This is a genomic window from Burkholderia sp. Bp9015 (assembly GCF_003853505.1).
GTDB lineage: Bacteria > Pseudomonadota > Gammaproteobacteria > Burkholderiales > Burkholderiaceae > Burkholderia.
This window is the reverse complement of the sequence record NZ_QTPZ01000002.1, coordinates 163,354-185,081: the sequence shown is the minus strand read 5'-3', so window position 1 is coordinate 185,081 and position 21,728 is coordinate 163,354. Positions and strand designations below refer to the sequence as shown.

Genomic DNA, 21,728 nt, shown 5'->3' with positions numbered 1-21,728 from the left:
CGGCGGGCTCTAGCGCGGCTGTCGCCCTGCTATCGACAGTAAGCCAGCACACTTACTCCGCTTCCTCCTCGTATTCGTCAAGCACGGTATCCGACATGTGCGAAAGATGTTCTTGCTCGGCCAACTTGTGAAGACTGGCATATGACAGGTATGTGCAATATTCCGCGAGGGGACCTTTTTCGAGAAGAGAAAACACCGGCCGCCGGATCTCCTGAAAAACTTTGTCCCGCCTTGTTTCGGGTGCGACGATATGAAGCTTGATGCTCATGTTGGGCTGAAGCGCCACAAGATCGGCCATGCGCAGAATGCCGGAATAGACAGATGTCGTGTGCTCGACCTCAAAGGCGCGAACAATCGATCGCCCCCTGAGCCACAAAACGTCAATCTGCTCGATCGTCCGCAGGGTTGTGTCGTCGTAGTTGAGCGGCAGTCGATCGAGCAGCGCGCCCCCGTCATTGGCCCATTCTCGAAGTACTCCGCGTCGGTCAGCGCGTGGAATCCAGATTTTCATTCCCATCTTGGCGCCGATATCGGCGAGTTGCGCCTGCATGCGGATGGATTCGCGGGCTTCCGTCTCCAAAATCCGTTCGGTCGGCTCGATTGCACTTGCGTCCTCGGGGATGCTAACTGCGACGACCTTGTCGGGCCGATTTACCGTGTGCGTCGCAAGGTTGCGTTTGTCCTGCTCGTCTAGCGGATACTGCTTGTCTTCGCTAGCCTGGGCTGTCAGTCGTTCCGCGAGGAAAGCTCCGTCGTGGTCACCGAGATGCACGAGGCTGCTTCGGACTTTGCCGGTCCAAGCGGTGCTTCCTTGCTTCAGGCCGTGCGTAAATGACAGTCCGTCCCAGACCGATCGGTCACGAATCGGAATGCCTTTGTCGATGTCGAGCCAGACAGTGGGACGCACCCGGAACCGCACGACGAAGGGATCGTTTTCGGAAAGGAATCTTGGCTGCTCATCGATGAACGGTCCGTCAACGACTTCCAGCAAGCCTACCCAGCGGGAGAGTTTCGTCAGATAACAAACAAGCACATCACCGGGTTTGACTCGCTCCGCCATGCTCATCTGCCGACGACGAAATCCAGAGACGTCACGAGGTGACTGAGCAAACGCATCATAGGTCTCGGGAGAGAAAAGGTCGATGTAGTAGGCCATAGTGGCTATGACTCCCACTCTGTTTGTCTTGCAATTTCCGGATAGCGACCATCTGACGCTCCGAAAGCACATGCAATCCGATATCAAGCACAAGCCACTTTCTTGGGTCACACGCTACGACGGGACACGGTACCCGGGCTGAGGATCCATGTCGCTTGAGCCGCCAGCGCCTAACAATACCCATCGCTCGGTGATAGGATCGTCGTTATTGAACGCTTCAGGAATGTAACCTTCATCCAGCACCTTCTCGAACCGTTGAAGCCAATCGAGTATCGCTTGGCTCGCTTCTCCTTCACACAAAGCCAGTGCATCGCGAGGCGCTCGTGCAACAATTAGTTCAGAAAGTGCCTGAGGCGTCATGGTGGATGACATCAAGATATCCGGTTCACCCTGAATAATCGCTCGTTCGTTGCCGGTCGTGTACCGGTAGACATCCTCGTCGAATCCCTCTGGCGGATGAAAGGTACAGCGCCAGTGCATTCCAGATGGGGCTGCATATGGCAGGATCATCAATCGACCGTAGCCATGTCGGATTAACCAGATGCCCGCACGCAGAATGGTCTGTGCGACGATCCTGATATCTACTGGATCGTCCTTCGTTTCCTCGCCGTTTGCCCGGAATTCCGGCAGATAATGGGCGATGTCCTCGTGAGAAACATACCGGTCAAATTTTTCGGCGTCGACGCGGTGCGTTTCGAAGAAAAGTTGAGGCGCGATCAGGACTGTCTCGAAATCAACATATTCCCCATACTTTGGATTTTTGAGCCAATACGTTGCCCGTGACTGGTATCGTTCTGGCTGCTCCGGCTCAAACGAACCATCTTCGAGTTTATTCTCGATATGCAGGGCAAATGGACAATTATTCCGGCGCGAGAACACGACCAATATGTCCGTTTCACTTTGCACGTACTTGGTCATCTGCTCGCCAGTTGCGGGGTCTATGGTCTTGTGTGGATGAGTACCCCAAGGGTTATTACTACGAGACCACTGGTATACACCTCCATCATTGGCGAACTTGGTTCGAGCGAGAAACCAGTTTGTGAATTCCGGGTTTGATTGGAATGCTTGATCGATGCAACTATCAAGCAGTTCCTCTTTGCTTTTGGCCATATCTCCCCCAATTCATTCATTGTCCAATCAGCACGTGATCCAGAATGACATCAAGTCATGCCAATGCTTCGCGGCAACCTCGATTTCTTCGAAACTGTATGCTACTACTCTGGCGCGAATGTAGGCGAGATATACGGACTTGATGCGCCTGTCCACGCACTTCTGGCGCGGCTGCGCGCAATGCCTTGATTTTTAGTGCGCATCGCCGCACCCGCTATGGCGCCCCCCCCCACGAAAGGCAAGAGGGGCCGGTAAGCACGGTCGCGTGCTCGGGAAAAGGGGGCACGTCGGACCGGGGTGCATCGTCGCGGGTGCCAAGCACGAAACGCCGCAGCCGTGCCCGCAACTGCGCGAGAGACTCGTCGGGCAACAGTGGTAACCGGTTGCGCTTTCTCATGTCGACGCCCGCAAACACCCGCAGCACGCCGCGGTCTCGAACCAATCGTGATGAGCGGAACTATCGCCGCGCGCCCTGCTTCCGTCCGTTTACGCCAAGACTGAGCGAGCGCTACAAGGTCCATTCGAGGTCACTCCCCCGAGCCTGACGCCGTCCCGCGCGGCAGCCAGACGCGCCTGCCGCGGGTGTAGCGCGTCGCAAAACTATGGGGCACGGAAAACTTCCGCCCTGCGGTCGTCGTGAACTGCGTGGCGCGATCATGAAGCACCGGTACCTGCACACATGTATTAAGGCCGGTGATCGCATCGGCGACCGCCCTCACCTCCCGAAAACGCTCACCGTCCGGATGGGCGAGCACGTCGATCAGATCCAGCCGACCGGCCCGCCGCGCAATCTGCATGAGGCGGCGGCAGATGCCGTCCCTGATACCGTGCGCCGACCACTCGGCCCTGACGTAATTCGGCAGATCACGTTCGGCTGATCTGCGAACGATCGAGCCAGCCGGTACGGCGAGCCGCATCGTGACCGCCGCGGCGGCAGAGAAATCGTTGGGTTCGGCGGACGGTGCCGAGGCCAGGCGCATTTTCCGTCCGGCCAGTTTGGGACGCTAATCATGCTGTAGTGATAAGAAGGATTGCCCTCCAGCACCGCGAGATTCTTACGCCGAAACGCATCTTCGATCAGCGCGCGTTCGGCGTCGTCGATTGTCCGGAAGCCCGCGTAATCTTTATCGCCCCAGGCTTCAGCGTAGTCCCAGTCATACAGTGACCGGATATCGTTCAGTCTCTGCCCTTCGACGACATAGCGCACGAGCGTCAGACACATGTCCATGACGAACAGCCTCTGATTCAACGCGTCCATGATCCTTGCCGGCATTCTGTCGACGAGGTACTCCAGCGACTCCGCGTTTGCGCGCCGGTAGACGCGCACCGCCCGGCTCGCCACGTCCGGTGCGGCGGCCCGGTCATTTAACGGTCCTGCCACGGTCAACAGTTTGACCAGTGACCAGGTCGTCACGGCGGCATAACCCGGATGAAAAGCCACGATTGAAGCGCGATCGCCATAGCCAAATCGCGCGAGCACGTCGAGGTACTGTTCGAGCCGCTCCAAGGTGCGCAAGCACGCATCAAGCGATTGATTCAATACTGGTTTATCCGGTGTTCAAGCGAAAGGCGATCCCGTTCGCGCGCCCGGGCATGCTTATTTCCGTCGACTCAAGTTGTCGGATTTGATCAAGAATCCGGCGCCGATTGCGCTTCCGGTTTCCACTAGACTTACTCGCATATAGGTAACGATCCGTAATACAGCAGCGAGACATGCGAACCCATGGGAAGCGCACGTCTGAATGAAACGATTGCCCGCGGACGTGTACCGCACGGCGTCGGCCCGATCGCCGGATCGCATGAGCATGGGGTGAAAGTCGGTCTAATTATAAGTTATACGAATGAAATGATATTGACGACACCCGGTGCCGATTGCGGTCGCCGGGCTTGATTGCGCGAGCGAGTCGCTTCGGGGAACGGTCCACGCGGCAGGACGCGGTGGGCGCGCCAAATCGCTAACGGGCGCGCGATGTTGGGGGGGCGTTGCCATGTGTCGATCACGGTGCCATGTGTCGATCACGGTCCCATGTGATCGGCGCGCGACAGCGATCGGAGTTATGCATACCGGTGCGTCGCGGGTGATGCGGGCACTTCGCCGTTCCGCGGGACGGGGTTGGGTAGAGGATCGAGAGGGATCTTCGATCGCATCGTCGCCGCATGAGCGTTCACGGCCACGAGCGATGCCAGTGCCGCGGCGGTGCATGTCGACGTTCGGCGATGTCGGATGCCACACACGATACGAACAACCAAGTACACGACCGATGACGATCAAGCTACGTGCGAACGCGACCACGAACAAGCCGGCGGCCATTGCCCTGGGGGCAGCGGTGGCATTTTCCCTGCCGGCTGGTGCGGCGGGCACGCCCGTGCTGACATCGCTGGGGCAGTCCGGCGGGCTATTGATTCCATACGGATTCACGCTGCCTGAAGGAACATTCGAGGGGCAATACAACAACTACATCGATCCACGGTTCGGGAAGCAGACGACGAGTTCGGACATCGTCTGGGGCGCGATCGGCCTGTTTCCGCACGTGGAGATATCCGGCGGTCTGGCGAACTATCCAGGCGACGTACGCACGACGGTGCCGGGCTACGACCACATCGTGCTTCGACATCTGATGGCGAACGCAAAGGTCTCGATTCCGAAGTTCTTCACATACCAGCCGGACATCGCGATCGGCATCAATGACGTTGGCGGGCAAACGCATTACTTCCGGTCCACCTACGGTGTCGTATCGCAAGTGCTCGGGCCCGCTACGCTGACGGTCGGCTACGGGCACGGCGACCGGCTCGACGGGGCGTTCGGCGGCGCCGAGCTTCGACTGTGGCACACGGGCCTGTCGCTGCTGGCGGAGCACGATTCGAAAACGCCCTATGCGGGCATCCGCTTCCAATCGCCGCCGATCAAGTGGCTGGCCGACGCGAGCCTCGTGGGCACCGTGATGCGCTCCCTCAGGCATACGGACGGGATCGCGCCGCGCACGTCGTTCTCGATCGGCGTGCAGATTCCGCTCGGTCGGCGGTTCGATGCCGCGCGCTGCGGCGACGGCTTGTGTAGCGACGCGCCGGTTGTCGCGGCAGGCACATCGGCGCCGGACGACACGCTGCGCCCTGCGGCCGCGCTCGCGCCGCTCAGCGCATTCACGCGGATCGAGCCTGCCACGCCTGCGGCGGCGGATGCGTCACGCGACGATCGAGTCATGCCGTCGCTTCACACGCCGCCGGATCTCGTTCGGACCGCCGCGCCGGCAGTCGACGCGGCGCCGGACCCGGCGGCGCTCGACAGGATCGTGCGCGCGCTGACGGACGCCGGACTCGAGCGCGTGCGCGCCGGCATGGCGGGCGCGGATCTCGTCGTCGAATATGAAAACCACCGCTACAACCAGAACGAGGCGGACGCGCTGGGCATCGCGCTCGGCGCGGCGGCGGAGTACGCGCCGAAGGGCGTCGAGACCGTGCGCATCGTAATCAAGAAGGCGAACGAGCCGGTGGGCGAGTTGAGCGTCGATCGGGCGGACTATGCGCGCTTCGTCGCGGGTGGCGCGTCGACCGCCGCCGGCGCGTCGCTGTCGATGCGCACGCGGCCGACGCACGACGCTGATTCGATTGCGTGGGTAGGCAACGCCCGCGCGCACGGGCTCGTACGGATCCAGATCGCGCCGGTCACGCACTACCTCTACGGCACTGAGTACGGCAACTTCGACTACTCCGTGGGCGCGAAAATCCAGGGCTTCGTGCCGCTGTGGCGCGGCGCGGAACTGTATTCGAGCGTGATCGTGCCGATTGCGAACAGCAAGAACATGGACAACGGCCGCGTCTACGACCAATACCGCTTGCGCGGCGGGCTGTCGACCGTTGCGCTCGTGCAGAGCTTCTGGATTGCGCCGCGCGTTTTCAACGTGACCGCGCTCGGCAAGTTCGACCTCCAGTACCTGGGCGTCGAGAACGAGACGACCGCGTTCGTACCGGGCCGTCCCGACGTGGTGCGGCTGAAGCTCGCCTATCTGCATCACGAACCGGGCAAGGATGCGCTGCCGGCGGAGAAGAACGCGCTGCTCACGTACCGGTGGGTCGAGCCCGCATGGAAGATGTGGATCGAGGCAGGCGTCGCGCGCTATGTCGGTGGCGACAAGGGCCCGCTGATCACGTTGACGCGCTGGTTCGACGACGTGTCGTTCAGCGTGCAGGGATGGCATAGCGGCCACGGCTCGTTCGTCGGCGCGTCGGTCAGTTTCCCGTTGACGCCGCGCCAGGGCATGAAGCCGGGGATCGTGCAGATCAACGGGCCCGAGCAGTTCTCGCTCAATTTCCGCACGCGTGTCGGATCGTCGAACTATCTCGCGCAAGACGGCGCCGAGAATCTCGACTTTGCCTACAACGCGCAACAGTTCCTGCTCAACCAGGGGCGCTTCAGCGCCGAGTACTTCGCGACGCAGCTTTACCGGATGCGCGATGCCTACAAGCGCTACGCGCATTCCGCCGGCGTGGCGCCGCCCGCGACGGAGGCGGCGCTGCCGGCTGACGGCGTGCAGCCGTCGACCGCGCGCGAGGCAAGCATTCAATGATCGAGGGACCGGAGAGTCCTCGGGAAAATCGGGTTGATCTAACGGAGAAAATCAATGAAGACCATGAAGAAAGCGGCACTGAGGGCATTGCAAGTCGGCACGTTTGCGCTCGCGGGTACGCTCGCGGCCTGTGGCGGAGGTGACGACAGTCCGAGCACGACGCCTTCGAATGCGTCGTCGGCCACGATCAACGGCACGGCCGCGACCGGCGCAGCGATGGCGAACGCGGCGATCACGATCGTGTGCGCGACCGGCAACGGTTCGGGCACGGCCGACGCGAACGGCGCTTTCTCGGTCACGTTTGTGCTCGCGGGGCCGTGCGCGATCACCGGCACGAACGGGACGACCACGCTGCACTCGTTCGCGAGCGGCGGCGGCACGTTCAACGTGACGCCGTTGACCGAACTGCTGCTGGCCTATCTGGCGGGGCAACTGGGCACGGACCTGAACGGGCTGCTGTCGGGCCTCGCGTCCAATCCGACGTATCAAAGCGCGTTGACGAACCCCGCTGTCGTTGCGGCTGCGGCGAATGGGGTTGCCCAGACCATCAAGAACGAAACCGGCGTCACGCTGTCGACGTCCGCGTTCCTGACGACGCCGTTCAAGCCCGGCCAGGCCGGCCAGGATTCGGACCTCGAAGCGCTGAAATCGAAGGGCGCGCTCGGAGGAAACGGCCAGCCGTCTGCGACGTTGCTCGGCAAGGTGGGTGACGCCGGCAAGGCAGCTGGCAAGCCCACCGGCGGCACCGGCGGCAGCGGCAACCCGGCGTAACGGCGAGCGAAGCCGCGCGCGGCGCCGTGCGCGCGGATTCACACCCGGCGCGTTGCCCGCCACGCGGTTCGATGTCGAACGTGCGCGCCGGGGCAACCGTGCCTTGGCGGCTGATATGACGCCCCGTGTCAATCGGGTTCGTTTTTTCAGTTTTCGAAGGCACGTTGCCTGAATTTCCCGAGGGCGACGTAGCAGCAAATCTCGCCGGGCATGCCGCCTGCCGACTTGTTCCGGCCAGCGAAGTGAGTTCGAGGGTGAAAGACGAAATTGCCTCAGCGCTCAAGAAAGGGCCTGAGCTTGTCTGCACGGCTGGGATGCATCAGCTTGCGCATCGCCTTGCTCTCAATCTGACGGATCCGCTCGCGGGTCACGTCGAACTGCTTGCCGACCTCTTCAAGCGTGTGATCGGAGTTTGTGTCGAGCCCGAATCGCATCCGCAGAACCTTGGCCTCGCGCGGCGACAACCCGGCGAGTGCTTCGTCGATCGCCGCGCGCATGTTCGCGTGAATCGCCGCCTCGGCCGGTGAACTCGCCGAGACATCCTCGATCATGTCGCCGAGTGTTGCATCGGCGTCGTCACCCACCGGGGTTTCGAGCGAGACAGGTTGCTTGGCGATCTTGAGGATACCGAGCACTTTCTCCTCGGACATCTCCATGCGCTTTGCCAGCACTGCGGGATGCGCTTCCTGCCCTGTCTGTTGCAAGATTTCGCGCGATATCCGATTCAGCTTGTTGATCGTCTCGATCATGTGGACCGGCACGCGAATGGTCCGCGCCTGATCGGCGAGCGCACGCGTGACAGCCTGCCGGACCCACCAGGTCGCGTAGGTCGAGAACTTCCAGCCGCGCCGGTATTCGAACTTGTCCACGGCCTTCATCAGGCCGATATTGCCCTCCTGGATCAAATCCAGGAACTGCATGCCGCGGTTCACGTATTTCTTGGCGATTGAAATGACAAGACGAAGGTTCGCCTCGATCATCTCGCGCTTGGCCTGCCGCATTTTCAGTTCCGCGGCACTCATCTGGCGGTTGATCTGCTTGAGCTGCTGGAGCGGCAACGAGACCCGGGACTCGATGTCGACGAGTTTCTGCTGCGCCGCCTGAATCGCCGGCTGATGCCGCTCGAGCGCCGCGCCAAACTGCTGCGAGGTCGCCGCCGCTCGGGTCGTCCATTCAAGATCGGTCTCGTGGCCCGGGAACGAGTCGACAAACGCGTCGCGCGGCATGCCGCAACGGTCGACAGCAATCGCCAGGATACTGCGCTCGATCGCGCGAACCTCAGTCACTTGCCCATGGACGATCGCGCACAGGCGGTCGATGGTCTTGGCGGTAAAGCGGATCGGCGCGAGCTCACACTGGATCGCCATGCGCACTTGCGCAGCGGCTGCGGAACGGGCACCGCCAGTGACAGGCACATCCGGCAACTGCTCGAACAGTGCACGCACGCGTGCGAAAATCGCAAGACTGTCGTTCGTGAGTTCTTCGAGGCGCGCCGCGTTCGCCTTCTCCGAATCCCCGGCATCCGTTTCGACGTCGTCTTCGTCCGAATCATCGTCAGCGGCGAGTGCTTCCGCATCCTCTTCTTGGGACTCCGGCGTCATTTCGCTTTCATCGGCGTCGACACTGATGCCATCGACCAGTTCGTCGATGCGGAGTTCGCCTGCCACGATGCGGTCGACATCGGCAAGAATCGTGGACACGATCGACGGACACGCGGCAATCGCTTGAATCATGTCCTGTAGACCATCTTCGATCCGTTTCGCGACCTCGATTTCACCGGCGCGGGTCAGCAGTTCGCTGGCCCCCATCTCACGCATGTACATCCGAACCGGATCCGTGGTGCGGCCGAATTCGGAATCGACGGTCGATAGCGCAGCTTCCGCCTCCTCGTCCGCCTGATCGTCGGATGCCACGGCCGGCGCAGCGTCGGTGAGCAGGAGCGCTTCGGCGTCCGGCGCTTGTTCGTACACGGCCACGCCCATGTCGCTGAACGTGCTGACGATGGTGTCCATCGCCGCCGTTTGAGCAAAGTTGTCGGGCAGGTGATCGTTGATGTCCGCGTGGGTGAGATAGCCGCGCTCGCGACCGAGCGCGATCAACGCGCGCATCTGGTGCTGGCGCTCCTCATTCTGGCGTGCCAGTGACGCGATGTCCGTCGGCGTCAGGGCCTGGGGCTTTCCCTTTGACACACGGCGGCCGGCTTTTGCCGTGGCCATGATTTCAGGGGATGTGGAATCGTTCCGATCAGAAATTGCCAATACATGCTCCTCGACAGATGAGCCGACGATCGTCGCGAGCATGACGCCAGAATGGGTTGCCTGCCGGGATGCGAACGGAATCGTGATACGCAAAGATGGTCGAGGCCGGGACGCCTCGCTCGAAATCCGTATGCGCAGCTTGTGGGGGGCGTGAATGATACCGGAAAGTATTGTGCGGCACAACACGGGGCCCTTGGATTTCCATGCACTTTACCGGTGTAGCCCGCTCTAGCTGCGATTAAGGGGGTAGCAGTCGCCTCCCCAACCGCCCCTGCACAGGAACGAGTTCGGTCACCTTGCCCCTGCAAGGATAAGCGGCCATACGTCGATGGCGAGGTTGAAATTGACGTTTAGAGAAAACTCATCTGCCGAGGATCCCGCTCCGGCATCTTGACCGACAGCACATCTTTCGCGGCTCTACGCATTCGTGCAATTAGCGGTACGCCGACACCGTCAATCGTGAGCCCGAAGCCATACGCTTCGATGTCGACTCGCTTAAGCTTAGGAATGGGTTCCCACATCGGCTTCCAACCGTGCGTCGCGGTACGAGCGAGCAACCGACGCCTCGAAGGTTGGTTAGCAGACCACCATCAAGCATTTATGATCGGCCAACTGGCGGTATGGCAAAAAGTCGCTCGTCCCACACGACCGGTTGTGGATCCGTCACGATGATCCGCGCGGTGTCAGGATGCGCCAGATTCACGAGCACGTTGAACTCTGCACGGACGACGACGGAAGGGACGATCAGGAGTGCTGTACGCGATTCTGCCATCCATTCGTCGCCGAACTGCCGTGCTGCCTGCAGTGCCGCCGCATCCCATCCTCTCGGCAACGTTTCTGCCGTATGGCGTTCGACGCTGACGTCGTCGGGAACGATTGCTTCGACCCATCCGTAGGTTTTCGGCACCTTGCCGATGCGTGCATGCACGAGCACCTCGAGCATCGCACCCGCGAAGGTCGACGCCGCGTAGATGACAGGCCGGCCCGGACTATCAAAGCGGCCACCGACCAGCATCGCGCCGGTGCCGCTCCAGATCGTGTGTCGCGTGTCACCGATGCGAAACAACTTCATGCCGGTAGCCCGTAGAACAGTTTCCAGAGCAACTCTTCAACCCTGCGCGCACCGAGCTCGGTCAGCGCGACGTCGAGCGGCGCCCGCCCCTCAAGTTCAGGATGTGGCGTCGACAAAAATTCCCGCGCGTCCTCTTCGTCGTTCCAGACGTAGGTGGTCGTTGCAACGATCCGGGCCAGACGCTCCGTCTTCTCCGATTCGTCTTGCGTTAGTCGATCGCGGCGGCGCTTGTAGGTCGCTTCGGGGATGATGCGGGCGAGCAGCGCGCGCCGAGCATCGGCGCCTTGCGTCGCGTGTTCGACGCCCGCGCGCAGCGCGGACTTCGGCAGACCGCCGCGCACAAGCGCTTCCAGCTCCGCCAGCGTATGCGGGAGCGGCCGCAGCCCCATGACCGCAGCCACGGCCTCAGGGGTAACGAGTAACATGGCGACTCCCATTCAGTATCATTTGATACTTCATTGCAGCGCAAATGATACCGCCCGCAAGGCGTTCTTGAAAGTTGAGACGCGGAGACGCCTCGCAAGCCGACTGTCGATGTTTGGTGGATCCTTGCGCAGCGTTAGAATAGCGCCCCTTCTCATGGGAGACGACAATGTCCTGGTTCGTTTATGAAGTGCCCGAATACCACGAAGACGCTGCGCGCATCGAACCCTTCAGCGAGCTGCGTAGCCGTGTGCTGAAAGCCGGTGGCCCGGCCATGGCTGACGACCTGGAAAGCGTTCGCGAGAACGCCGCAGCGACAGCGGACACGCCCGAGCGGCCCCTGCGGACGCCGGAGAATCCGCAGGTCTTTCCGATTCCCTACGCCGACTCCATGATCCTGGTCGGGTTCATCTTCGATCTGAAGCGAGAATTCCGGCAACTGGTCGTGTCGCCCGTGGAAATGCCCTGGTTGAACGACGCGTAAACGGTGGTGCGACCGGAAGTCGACGGGAGAGTGACTGCTGTTCCGGGGCCGGGTCCGACTATTCACTGCACGCTTTCGGATACACATGCGTGGAGTGGGACCCGCGCCAACGCTTATGCGCCCTCCTTCACCGCTGCTTACCACACAGGCTTCGCGAAGCCGCCGAAGAACGATTTCAAATGCGCATCGGCCGTTGCGGGATGACGAGCATCTGGACACAGTGTTGACCTGGCGTGAAATACGCCGGGTATCAAAATCGCCGGCAGTGCTGCGCGATCGAGTGCTTTACTTGCTGGATGACACACCGCTAAACCGGAAGCTGATTCACCGCACCGGCTGCCGTCGCTCTTCCTCGCGCGCGTCGGATGCATGATGAAACTCCCGGGAAAGACTCGATGAGGGCGCACCGAAGGTGCGCCGCCGGCACGCCCGCACGTGCGATGTACTGCCCGACACGTTCATTCTCACGATCGCGGCGCGCACGGCGCCGACCGGCACACGACGCATTCGAAATCCGCGGCCGCTTCCTTCGGGCCGCGGATGGCAGTTGAAAATCGGGCTCAGTGATGCTCGTACGGCTGCTCCGTATCGAGCGACGCGAGCGATTGCGCGGTCGTCTCTGCGGCGACGCTCGGCCGTGCAGCCACCGATTGCGATGGCTGCGCGGCGATCTTCGCTTCCGCGGCCTGGATGTCGGCGGGATAGTAAGGATCGCTACCGACCGGCTTATAGCCGGCCTTCTCGACCCGCACGAGATCGGCGCGCACGTCGGCCCGCGTGACCGCATGGTCGGTGGTTTGCGCAAATGCGAAGACCGGTGCGCTCAGCGCACAGGACAGCAGGACCGCACGAATCAGGTTGTTCATGATGTTCACCTCTCAAGATGGCATGTTCGCGTCCGCAGATCAGGCCGGACATCCGCTCCGCATCGATGTGATGAAGAGTTGTGTCCATTCTGCGATTCGCGCGCTTTCCGGAAGGTGAGGCTTCGATTACGGTCTTGTCATCTGGTCGCGGCCGCATGTCGGTCACGGACCGGCCCGTCCGGTCGGACACTGCGCACCTGCGCGCCAGCACAGATAACGGTTTCGTAATCCTCGGGTCAGGGTCGGGTCAACGCCGCGCCGGCAGACTGCATGCTCGCCGCATCGCACGCGGCATCCATGCCCTGCTTCGAGGAGCACCATCATGTGGATCGTCCGGCTGGCGTTACGCAGGCCCTACACGTTCGTCGTACTCGCACTGCTGATCTTCATCGCGGGACCGCTTGCGCTGCTGCGCACGCCAACCGACATCTTCCCGAGCATCGACATTCCGGTCGTCAGCATCGTCTGGTCATACAACGGCTTCTCCGCGGAGGACATGGCCAAGCGGATCACGTCGAACTACGAGCGCGCGCTCACGTCCGACGTCGACGACATCGAGCACATCGAGTCGCAGTCGCTGAACGGCGTGTCGGTCGTGAAGATCTTCTTCCACCCGGGCGCCGACATCAATCGCGCGATCGCGGAAGCCGCGAGCAATGCCGCGTCGATCCTGCGCATCCTGCCGCCCGGCACGTTGCCGCCGAACATCATCACGTACAACGCGTCGACGGTGCCGATCCTGCAGCTCGGGCTGTCGAGCGACACGCTCGCCGAGCAGCAGCTGTACGACCTCGGCAACAGCTTCATCCGCACGCAGCTCGCGACCGTCCAGGGCGCGGCGGTGCCGCTGCCGTTCGGCGGCAAGATCCGCCAGATCGTCGTCGACCTCGATACGCGCGCGCTGCAGGCGAAGGGACTCGCGCCGATCGACGTCGTGAACGCGATCAACGCGCAGAACCTGATCCTGCCCGGCGGCACCGCGAAGATCGGCACGCACGAATACAACGTGCAGATGAACGGCAGCACGCAGACGGTCGCCGCGCTGAACGACCTGCCGGTGAAGACGATCGGCGGCAACGTCGTGTACGTGCGCGACGTCGCGCACGTTCGCGACGGCTACGCGCCGCAGACCAACATCGTGCGGGTGGACGGCAAGCGCGCGGCGCTGCTGACGGTCGAGAAGACCGGCAGCGCGTCGACGCTGACGATCATCGACCAGGTGAAGGCGATGTTGCCGAAGATCGCGGCCGGGCTGCCGAAGGCGCTGCACATTTCGTCGCTCGATGATCAGTCGGTGTTCGTGAAGGCGGCGGTCCAGGGCGTCGTGCGCGAGGCGCTGATCGCCGCGTGCCTGACCGCGCTGATGATCCTGCTGTTCCTCGGCAGCTGGCGCGCGACGCTGATCATCGCGATCACGATCCCGCTCGCGGTGCTCACGTCGCTGCTCGCGCTGTCCGCGCTCGGCCAGACCATCAACATCATGACGCTCGGCGGGCTCGCGCTCGCGGTCGGGATCCTCGTCGACGACGCGACCGTCGCGATCGAGAACATCACGCATCATCTCGAGCTCGGCGCGCCGCTCGAGGACGCGATCCTGACCGGTTCGGGAGAAATCGCGGTGCCGACCTTCGTGTCGACGCTGTCGATCTGCATCGTGTTCGTGCCGATGTTCCTGCTCACGGGCGTCGCGCGCTATCTGTTCGTGCCGCTGGCCGAGGCCGTGATCTTCGCGATGATCGCGTCGTACTTCTTCTCGCGCACGCTGGTGCCGACGCTCGCGATGGCGCTGATGCGCGCCAAAGGCAGCGGCCGGCCGCCGCGCGGCGTATTCGCGCCGCTCGTGCATTTGGCGCGTTTCCAGGCTGCGTTCGAGCATCGCTTCGAGGCCGTGCGGCTGCGCTATCGCGCGCTGCTCTCGGCGGCGATCGCGCGGCGTCGCCGCTTCGCGGCCGCGTTCCTGCTCGCATGCGTCGCGTCGACGGGCCTCTACGCGTTCGCCGGGCAGGACTTCTTCCCGTCGGTCGACACCGGCGAGATCCGCCTGCACCTGCGCGCGCCGACCGGCACGCGGATCGAGGAAACCGCGCGGCTGACCGACGAGGTCGAAGCGAAGATCCGCAGCGTGATTCCGGCGGGCGAACTCGCTGGCGTGCTCGACAACATCGGCGTGCCGGTGAGCGGGATCAACCTCACGTACGATTCATCGGATCCGATCGGCACCGAGGATGCCGACGTGCTGGTGACGCTGAAGCCGAATCACGCGTCGACCGCCGCATACGTCGCCAGGCTGCGCAACGTGCTCGCTCAGTCGTTCCCCGGCGTGACGTTCGCGTTCCTGCCGGCCGACATCGTCAGCCAGATCCTCAACTTCGGGCTGCCCGCGCCAATCGACATCCAGATCGTCGGCAACAAGCTCGGCCAGAACCGCGCGGTCGCGAATACGCTGCTCGCGAAGCTGCGCGGCGTGCGCGGGCTCGTCGACGCGCGTATCCAGCAACCCGGCGACGAACCGGCGATCGACGTGAACGTCGACCGCACGAAGGCGATCCAGGCCGGCCTCGAACAGCGTGACGTCGCGCAAAATCTGCTGATCGCGCTGTCCGGCAGTTCGCAGACGACGCCGAACTTCTGGCTCGATCCGCACAACGGCGTCAGCTACCCGGTGCTCGTGCAGACGCCGCAATACACGGTGAATTCGCTGCAGTCGCTCGCGAACGTGCCGCTGCCCGCCGGCACCGCGCGCCCGCCGCAGACGCCGGCCGGCGGCCCGGCCGCGGGTGCGCCCGCGCAGAACCTGCTCGGCGCGCTCGGCACGTTCTCGCGCTCGACGCAGCAGGCCGTGGTGTCGCACTACAACGTGCAGCCGGTGCTCGATATCTTCGCGTCGGTGCAGGGACGCGATCTCGGCGGCGTCACGGCCGACGTGACGAAGCTCGTCGACGCCGCGCGCGCGCAGCTGCCGCCCGGCTCGTCGATCGTGCTGCGCGGCCAGGTGCAGGCGATGCACGAGTCGTTCGCGGGCCTGCTCGGCGGCCTGGTACTCGCGATCTCGCTGGTCTACCTGCTGATGGTCGTCAATTTCCAGTCGTGGCTCGATCCGCTCGTGATCGTCGGCGGGCTGCCGGCATCGCTCGCCGGCATCGCGTGGATGCTGTTCGTCACGCGCACCACGCTGTCGGTGCCCGCGCTGACCGGCACGATCCTGTGCATCGGCATCGCGACCGCGAACAGCATTCTCGTCGTGAACGCGGCGCGCGAGCTGCTCGCGGGCGGCGCGTCGCCGTGGCAGGCGGCGCTCGACGCCGGCTTCAGCCGCTTCCGGCCCGTCGTGATGACCGCGCTCGCGATGCTGATCGGCATGTTGCCGATGGCGCTCGGCCTCGGCGACGGCGGCGAGCAGAACGCGCCGCTCGGCCGCGCGGTGATCGGCGGCCTCGCGTTCGGCACGTTCTCGACGCTGCTGTTCGTCCCGGTGCTGTTCGGCTTCGTCCACGCATGGCTCGCGCGGCGCCGCGACGCCTTGGCCACGCGGCGCACGCAGCACGCGCCCGACACGCCGGCGCTGCGTTGAGCTCGGACGGCCGCCCCTTCTCATCATCCTTCGATTCGCCCGACCCCGGACCCATCATGAACGACTCGATCGAACCCGTCGCCCCGCCGCCCGCCGCCGAGGCGGCCACAGCAGCCACCGCCGTGACGTCCGCCGCGCGCGGCGCCGCGCCCGACACCCCGCCGGCCCGCCGCGGCCGCAAGCTGGCCGTGCCCGTCGCGGCCGTCGCGCTGGCCGCCGCGCTGCTCGCGCTCGGCATCGTGCCGCGTATCGATGCACGCGCCGCGCAGCGTGCACAGGTTGCCGCGCAACAGGCGCTGCCGGTGTCGGTCATCGTGCCCGGCACGGCGCCGGCCGACCAGACGCTGACGTTGCCCGGTTCGGTGGCGCCCTATGCGGACGCATCGATCTACGCGCGCACGAGTGGCTACATCGCGCACTGGAGCGTCGATCTCGGCACGCACGTGAAGGCCGGCCAGACGCTCGCGCAGATCTCGGCGCCCGATCTCGACGCGCAATTGCGCCAGGCGCGCGCCGACGAAGCGAGCGCGCAGGCGAACTACGACTACGCGAAATCGACCGCGCAGCGCTGGCAGGACATGCTGAAAACGCAGTCGGTCTCGCAGCAGGACACCGACACGAAGGTCGCGGACATGAACGCGAAGCGCGCGATGCTCGCGTCCGCGCAGGCGAACGTCGCGCACCTTGCCGAACTCGTGTCGTACGAGTCCGTCACCGCACCGTTCGACGGCGTGATCACCGCGCGCAGCGTCGACGTCGGCACGCTGGTCACCGCGGGCGGCACACCGGGCAGCCCGGGCCTGTCCGGGGAACTGTTCCATCTCGAACAGACGGACACGCTGCGCGTGTTCGTCGACGTGCCGCAGGACAGCGCGACCGGCGTATCGACCGGCACCTCCGTCTACCTGACGACGCAGCAGTATCCGGGGCGACGCTTTGCCGCGCGTGTCGCGCGCACCGCGGGCGCGATCGATCCCGTCACGCGCACGCTGCGCGTCGAGATCGACGTCGACAACCGCGACGGCGCGCTGATGCCCGGTGCGTATGCGCAGGCGCATCTCGTCGTGCCGAGCGCGGCGCCGGCGCTCGACCTGCCGGTCAGTGCGCTGTTGTTCCGCCCGAACGGCGTGACGGTCGCCACCGTCGGTACGAACGGGCGAACCGTGCTGAAGACCGTGCAGATCGGGCGCGATTTCGGCACGCGCGTGGAGATCGTCGCGGGGCTCGCGGCGACCGATCGCGTGATCGACAACCCGGGCGATGCGATTACGGCCGGCGAAGCCGTGAAGATCGTGTCGACCGTGCGCGCCGCGGCTCCGGTGGCCGCTTCGTCCCCTTCGTCCCCTTCGTCCGCGCAGGTCGCGCAGGTCGCGCAAACAGGGGTGGCGGCCATTGCCAGCGACGCGCCGCCGCTGCGCGCGGCCGGCACCGCGCCGGCCGCGTCGACGCCCGCTCCGGCGCCCGCCCGCGGCTGACCCATCGATGACGACTCACGAGATACCTGCCATGCGCCTTCCTCACCCGCTCCCGTTCGCCCGCCACGCCGTCGCGCTCGGCGCCGTCGCGGCATTGGCCACGTTGACCGCGTGCTCGACGTTGCCACCCTATTCACCGCCTGCCGTCGCGGTGCCCGCGCACTACGCGGGCGCACCGGCCGCGCAGGCCGGCTGGCACGTCGCGATGCCGGCCGATGCGGCCGCGCGCGGTGCGTGGTGGACCGTGTTCGGCGACACCGACCTGAACGCGCTCGAAGCGCGCGTCGACGTGTCGAACCAGACAGTGAAAAAAGCCGTCGCCGATCTGCAACAGGCACGCGCGATGGTCGACTACCAGCACGCCGGGTTTCTGCCGACGATCACGGCGGGCGCCGCGCAGAGCCGCGCGCGCGTGTCGCAGAACCGGCTCGGCTCGTCGCTCGCCGGCAAGACGACGCCCGACTATCAGGCCGGCGTCGCCGCGAGCTGGGAACCCGACGTGTTCGGCCGCGTGCGCGACGCGGTGACGGGCGCGCAGGCGAACGCCGCCGCGAGCACGGCCGACCTGCAGGCCGTGAAGCTGTCGGTCACGGCCGAACTCGCGACCGATTATTTCGCGCTGCGCTCGCTCGACACGCAGAAGCAGTTGCTCGATGACACGGTGCGTGCATACGCGAACGCGCTGACGCTGCTCAGGCAGCAGCTCGCGGCCGGTGCGATCGATGCGTCGGCGGTCGCGCAAGCCGAGACGCAACTCGAATCGACGCGCACGCAGGACACCGACATCGACGCGTCGCGTGCGCAGTTGCAGCACGCGATCGCGACGCTCGTCGGCGAAAGCGCGTCGACGTTCGCGCTGCCGCCGCGTGTGCAGGCGTTCCATGTGCCGGCCATTCCGGCCGGCGTGCCGTCGGAACTGCTCGAACGGCGGCCCGACATCGCGGCGGCCGAGCGCCGTGTCGCGGCCGCGAACGCACAGATCGGCGAGGCGCGCGCCGCGTTCTTTCCCGATCTCGTGCTGTCGGCGAGCGCAGGGCTCGAGAGTTCGTTCTTCGCGCCGTGGCTCGCCGCGCCGAGCCTGTTCTGGTCGCTCGGCCCGCAACTCGCCGGCACGCTGTTCGACGGCGGTCGCCGCAGCGCGTCGCTGCGCGGCGCGCATGCGCAGTACGACGGCGCGGTCGCAGATTACCGGCAGACCGTACTCGTCGCGTTCCAGCAGGTCGAGGATCAGTTGTCGACGCTCGATGCGCTCGCGTCCGAAGCCGGCAGCCAGCAGCGCGCGACCGACGCGGCCGACCTGTCGCTGCGGCTGACGACGAATCGCTTCAACGCCGGTGCCGTCAGCTATCTGGACGTGGTGACCGCGCAGACGATCGCGCTGACGAACCGGCGCACGGCCGATCAGATCGACGCGCGCCGGATGGAGGCCGCGGTCGGGTTGTTGAAGGCGCTGGGCGGCGGCTGGCAAGCGAGCGCGGATGAGGAATCGAACACCGGCACGCACGAACGCCCGGTCGCCGCGTTACCCGACTCCGCGGTCACGCAGCCGACGGCCGGTTGAACGTGAGCACGAAGCGCGTGCCGCGCGCGTCGCTTTCGACCTGCGCGGTGCCGCCGTGCAGCTCCATCACCGAGCGCACGATCGCGAGGCCCAGCCCGGCCGTGCCGCCCGGCGCCCCGCCGCTGCGGGCGGGATCGCCGCGCACGAACCGGTCGAAGATCCGCGGCAGCAGCGCGGAATCGATCGGCTCGCCCGGATTCGCGACGACGACGCGCACCGCGTCGGCGGCGTCATCGACACTCAGCGTAATGACGCCGCCGGCGGGCGTGTAACGCAGCGCGTTCGCGAGCAGGTTGCCGACGGCGCGACGAAACAGCTCGACGTCGGCGGTCAGTTGCCCCTGCCCTTCGACGCGCAACGTCGAGCCCGCTTCGTCCGCGAGCCCCTCGAAATACTCCGCGATGCGCTCGAGTTCGTCGTGCACGTCGAACGCGCGCTGTCGCGTGACGAAGCTCGGATGCTCGGCGCGCGCGAGAAACAGCACGTTCTCGATCATCCGCGCGAGACGATCGTATTCCTCGAGATTCGATTCGAGCAGTGCCTGATACTCGTCGGCCGCACGCGGCCGCGCGAGCGCGACTTCAGTGGCGCCGCGCATGTTGTTCAACGGCGTGCGCAGGTCGTGCGCGAGATCGGCGCTGAATTGCGACAGGTGCGCGAATGCCTGCTGCAGGCGGCCGAGCATCGCGTTCTGCGCATCGACGAGCGCGCGCAGCTCGCTCGGTGCACGCGACGCGTCGAGCCGCGTGTCGAGCTTGTCGACGGTGATCCGGCCGGTGTTGTCGACGATCTCGCGCAGCGGCGCGAGCGCCGTGCGGATCAGCCAGTAGCCGAGCAGCAGCGCGAACAGCGCGCCGAGCCCACCGGCGATCTCGAGCCGGTCGCGGTAGCCGTCGAGCAGGTCGGCGCGGTCGTGCATGTTGCGCGCGATCGCGATGCGGATCGGCGTGCGGTCGCCGAGCGCAGCCTCGATCACGACGCCGCGCATCGGCGTGCCGTTGTCGGCCGTCCACGTGACCAGCCGGTCGGCCGTGATCCGCTCGTCCGCCGGAACCGGCGCCGCATGCGGCGCGAACAGCTGCGCGTCGGCCAGCGGAACCGACGCGGCGGCAGGCGCATCGTCGAGCGCGGCGAGCCGCACGTTGTGGCGCGCGAGCACGTCGCCGCGCGCATCGACGGCGGCCATCGACAGCGCCTCGTTGCCGAGCACCTGGCTCGTCAAGCGCTCGGCATGCGTGCGGACTGCATCGAGCGACTCGAGCTCGCCCGCGAGCCGGCGCGTGTGGCGCGCGGCCAGCACGATGTCGAGGTCGTCCTGCGTGTTCACCTGCCGTTCGAGGCCCGCATACACGTACGCGCCGACCAGCGCGAACGCGGCGAGCGTGGTCGCGGCGAACGCGAGCGCGAGCGTCGCGGCAAGCGAGCGTGGCCGCGTCATGCGTCGTCCTTCGGTTCGAGCACGTAGCCGACGCCGCGCACGGTATGGATCAGCTTGACCGGAAACGCGTCGTCGATCTTCGCGCGCAGGCGCCGGATCGCGACCTCGACGACGTTGGTGTCGCTGTCGAAATTCATGTCCCATACGTACGATGCGATCTGCGTGCGGCTCAGCACCTCGCCCTGCCGGCGCGCGAGCAGCTGCAGCAGCGAGAATTCGCGCGGCGTGAGGTCGATGCGCGTGGCGCCGCGCTTCACGCGGCGGCGCACCACGTCGATTTCCAGATCGCCGACCGCCAGATGTTCGGTCTCGCGCGGCGGCCCACGACGCGCGAGCGTGCGGATACGGGCAAGCAGCTCGACGAACGCGAACGGCTTCACGAGGTAGTCGTCGGCGCCGAGTTCGAGGCCGTGCACGCGATCCTGCACGTCGTCGCGCGCGGTCAGGAACAGCACCGGCGTCGTATGCGTGTCGCGCAGCCGCTTGAGCACGCCCCAACCGTCGAGCACGGGCAGCATCACGTCGAGCACGATCACGTCGTAACGCTCTTCCTGCGCGAGCGTCAGCCCTTCGCCGCCGTCCTTCGCGAGATCGACGCTGAAGCCCGATTCCTCGAGCCCCTTCTTCAGGTACGCACCCGTCTTTGGTTCGTCTTCGACTATCAGGATACGCATGGCCGGCTCCGTCGCTTTCGTGATGACATCCGGCGATGTTACCGGCAAACGGCGACAAGGGATCGCTGCGTGCGGGCGCAAACGCCTTTGATTACAAAACGGTAATCGGGCGGTCAGCGTAGCGTGCGGTTGCGAAGCCGTGCACGGCGGAGTGGGTAACCTGCATAAACCCTCCGCCACATCGCCATTCCAGGCGCTAGAGCGTCGCCTTCCTCTGCGTAAATCTAAGGACCAGATAACGGTATGAGAATTTCTTGGTTCTTGGATGCGTTCCACATCCCGAAAATACCAGCTCCCGACAACC

The 21,728-nt window shown here is 64.8% G+C and carries 15 protein-coding genes and 1 pseudogene; 7 read left to right on the top strand and 9 right to left on the bottom strand.

What is annotated here, in order from left to right:
- Positions 1 to 52: 52 nt before the first annotated feature.
- The 3 genes from DIE12_RS03175 to DIE12_RS03160 all read right to left on the bottom strand — a co-directional run bounded on the left by DIE12_RS03175 (position 53) and on the right by DIE12_RS03160 (position 3,806).
- A complete protein-coding gene (locus DIE12_RS03175) occupies positions 53 to 1,156 on the bottom strand; it encodes a hypothetical protein (RefSeq protein WP_124519838.1) in 1,104 nt (367 codons plus the stop codon).
- A gap of 114 nt (positions 1,157 to 1,270) precedes the next feature.
- Positions 1,271 to 2,266, bottom strand: a complete 996-nt coding sequence (locus DIE12_RS03170; RefSeq protein WP_124519839.1) for a hypothetical protein — start codon at positions 2,264 to 2,266, stop codon at positions 1,271 to 1,273.
- A 760-nt stretch (positions 2,267 to 3,026) separates the two neighbouring features.
- Positions 3,027 to 3,806 (bottom strand): hypothetical protein, encoded by a 780-nt coding sequence (locus tag DIE12_RS03160; protein WP_124519841.1) that lies wholly within the window; start codon positions 3,804 to 3,806, stop codon positions 3,027 to 3,029.
- A 469-nt stretch (positions 3,807 to 4,275) separates the two neighbouring features.
- Here DIE12_RS03160 and DIE12_RS03155 point away from each other — a divergent pair, with 469 nt between their 5' ends.
- Positions 4,276 to 6,831: a YjbH domain-containing protein gene (locus DIE12_RS03155; protein ID WP_311768007.1), complete on the top strand. Its 2,556-nt coding sequence runs from the start codon at positions 4,276 to 4,278 to the stop codon at positions 6,829 to 6,831.
- Positions 6,832 to 6,885: 54 nt separating this feature from the next.
- Positions 6,886 to 7,602: a carboxypeptidase regulatory-like domain-containing protein gene (locus tag DIE12_RS03150; RefSeq protein WP_124519842.1), complete on the top strand. Its 717-nt coding sequence runs from the start codon at positions 6,886 to 6,888 to the stop codon at positions 7,600 to 7,602.
- Between the two features lie 272 nt (positions 7,603 to 7,874).
- Here the strand turns inward: DIE12_RS03150 and rpoD are convergent, their stop codons facing one another.
- The 3 genes from rpoD to DIE12_RS03135 all read right to left on the bottom strand — a co-directional run bounded on the left by rpoD (position 7,875) and on the right by DIE12_RS03135 (position 11,357).
- Positions 7,875 to 9,902 (bottom strand): RNA polymerase sigma factor RpoD, encoded by a 2,028-nt coding sequence (gene rpoD, locus DIE12_RS03145; protein ID WP_185640943.1) that lies wholly within the window; start codon positions 9,900 to 9,902, stop codon positions 7,875 to 7,877.
- Positions 9,903 to 10,458: 556 nt separating this feature from the next.
- Entirely contained in the window at positions 10,459 to 10,932 is a 474-nt protein-coding gene (locus DIE12_RS03140) for an RES family NAD+ phosphorylase (RefSeq protein WP_124519843.1), read from the bottom strand.
- A complete protein-coding gene (locus tag DIE12_RS03135) occupies positions 10,929 to 11,357 on the bottom strand; it encodes an antitoxin Xre/MbcA/ParS toxin-binding domain-containing protein (protein ID WP_124519844.1) in 429 nt (142 codons plus the stop codon). Before DIE12_RS03135 ends, DIE12_RS03140 begins: the two co-directional genes overlap by 4 nt.
- 167 nt (positions 11,358 to 11,524) lie before the next feature.
- Between DIE12_RS03135 and DIE12_RS03130 the strand changes: the two genes are divergently transcribed.
- Both DIE12_RS03130 and DIE12_RS38475 read left to right on the top strand, forming a co-directional pair.
- Positions 11,525 to 11,839 (top strand): helicase, encoded by a 315-nt coding sequence (locus tag DIE12_RS03130; protein WP_124487255.1) that lies wholly within the window; start codon positions 11,525 to 11,527, stop codon positions 11,837 to 11,839.
- A gap of 105 nt (positions 11,840 to 11,944) precedes the next feature.
- A pseudogene (locus DIE12_RS38475) lies at positions 11,945 to 12,170 on the top strand (ISNCY family transposase); the annotation flags it as partial.
- A gap of 229 nt (positions 12,171 to 12,399) precedes the next feature.
- Here DIE12_RS38475 and DIE12_RS03120 read toward each other — a convergent pair.
- Complete coding sequence (locus tag DIE12_RS03120; RefSeq protein WP_124519845.1) at positions 12,400 to 12,705, bottom strand: DUF4148 domain-containing protein; 306 nt, start codon at positions 12,703 to 12,705, stop codon at positions 12,400 to 12,402.
- Between the two features lie 322 nt (positions 12,706 to 13,027).
- Between DIE12_RS03120 and DIE12_RS03115 the strand changes: the two genes are divergently transcribed.
- The 3 genes from DIE12_RS03115 to DIE12_RS03105 are packed head-to-tail and all read left to right on the top strand — an operon-like array spanning position 13,028 to position 19,312.
- Entirely contained in the window at positions 13,028 to 16,276 is a 3,249-nt protein-coding gene (locus DIE12_RS03115) for an efflux RND transporter permease subunit (RefSeq protein ID WP_124519846.1), read from the top strand.
- Positions 16,277 to 16,332: 56 nt separating this feature from the next.
- Positions 16,333 to 17,751: an efflux RND transporter periplasmic adaptor subunit gene (locus tag DIE12_RS03110; protein ID WP_124519847.1), complete on the top strand. Its 1,419-nt coding sequence runs from the start codon at positions 16,333 to 16,335 to the stop codon at positions 17,749 to 17,751.
- Between the two features lie 31 nt (positions 17,752 to 17,782).
- Positions 17,783 to 19,312 (top strand): efflux transporter outer membrane subunit, encoded by a 1,530-nt coding sequence (locus DIE12_RS03105; RefSeq protein ID WP_124519848.1) that lies wholly within the window; start codon positions 17,783 to 17,785, stop codon positions 19,310 to 19,312.
- On the opposite strand, the gene DIE12_RS03100 is transcribed toward DIE12_RS03105, so the two are convergent.
- The gene (locus DIE12_RS03100; RefSeq protein WP_124519849.1) at positions 19,290 to 20,750 is read right to left on the bottom strand and encodes a heavy metal sensor histidine kinase; all 1,461 of its coding nucleotides are present in this window, start codon (positions 20,748 to 20,750) and stop codon (positions 19,290 to 19,292) included. The genes DIE12_RS03105 and DIE12_RS03100 overlap by 23 nt on opposite strands.
- Positions 20,747 to 21,424 carry a heavy metal response regulator transcription factor gene (locus tag DIE12_RS03095; RefSeq protein WP_027786146.1) on the bottom strand — a complete coding sequence of 226 codons (678 nt, stop codon included), beginning with the start codon at positions 21,422 to 21,424 and terminating at the stop codon, positions 20,747 to 20,749. The genes DIE12_RS03100 and DIE12_RS03095 overlap by 4 nt, the downstream gene beginning before the upstream one ends.
- Between the last annotated feature and the right edge of the window lie 304 nt (positions 21,425 to 21,728).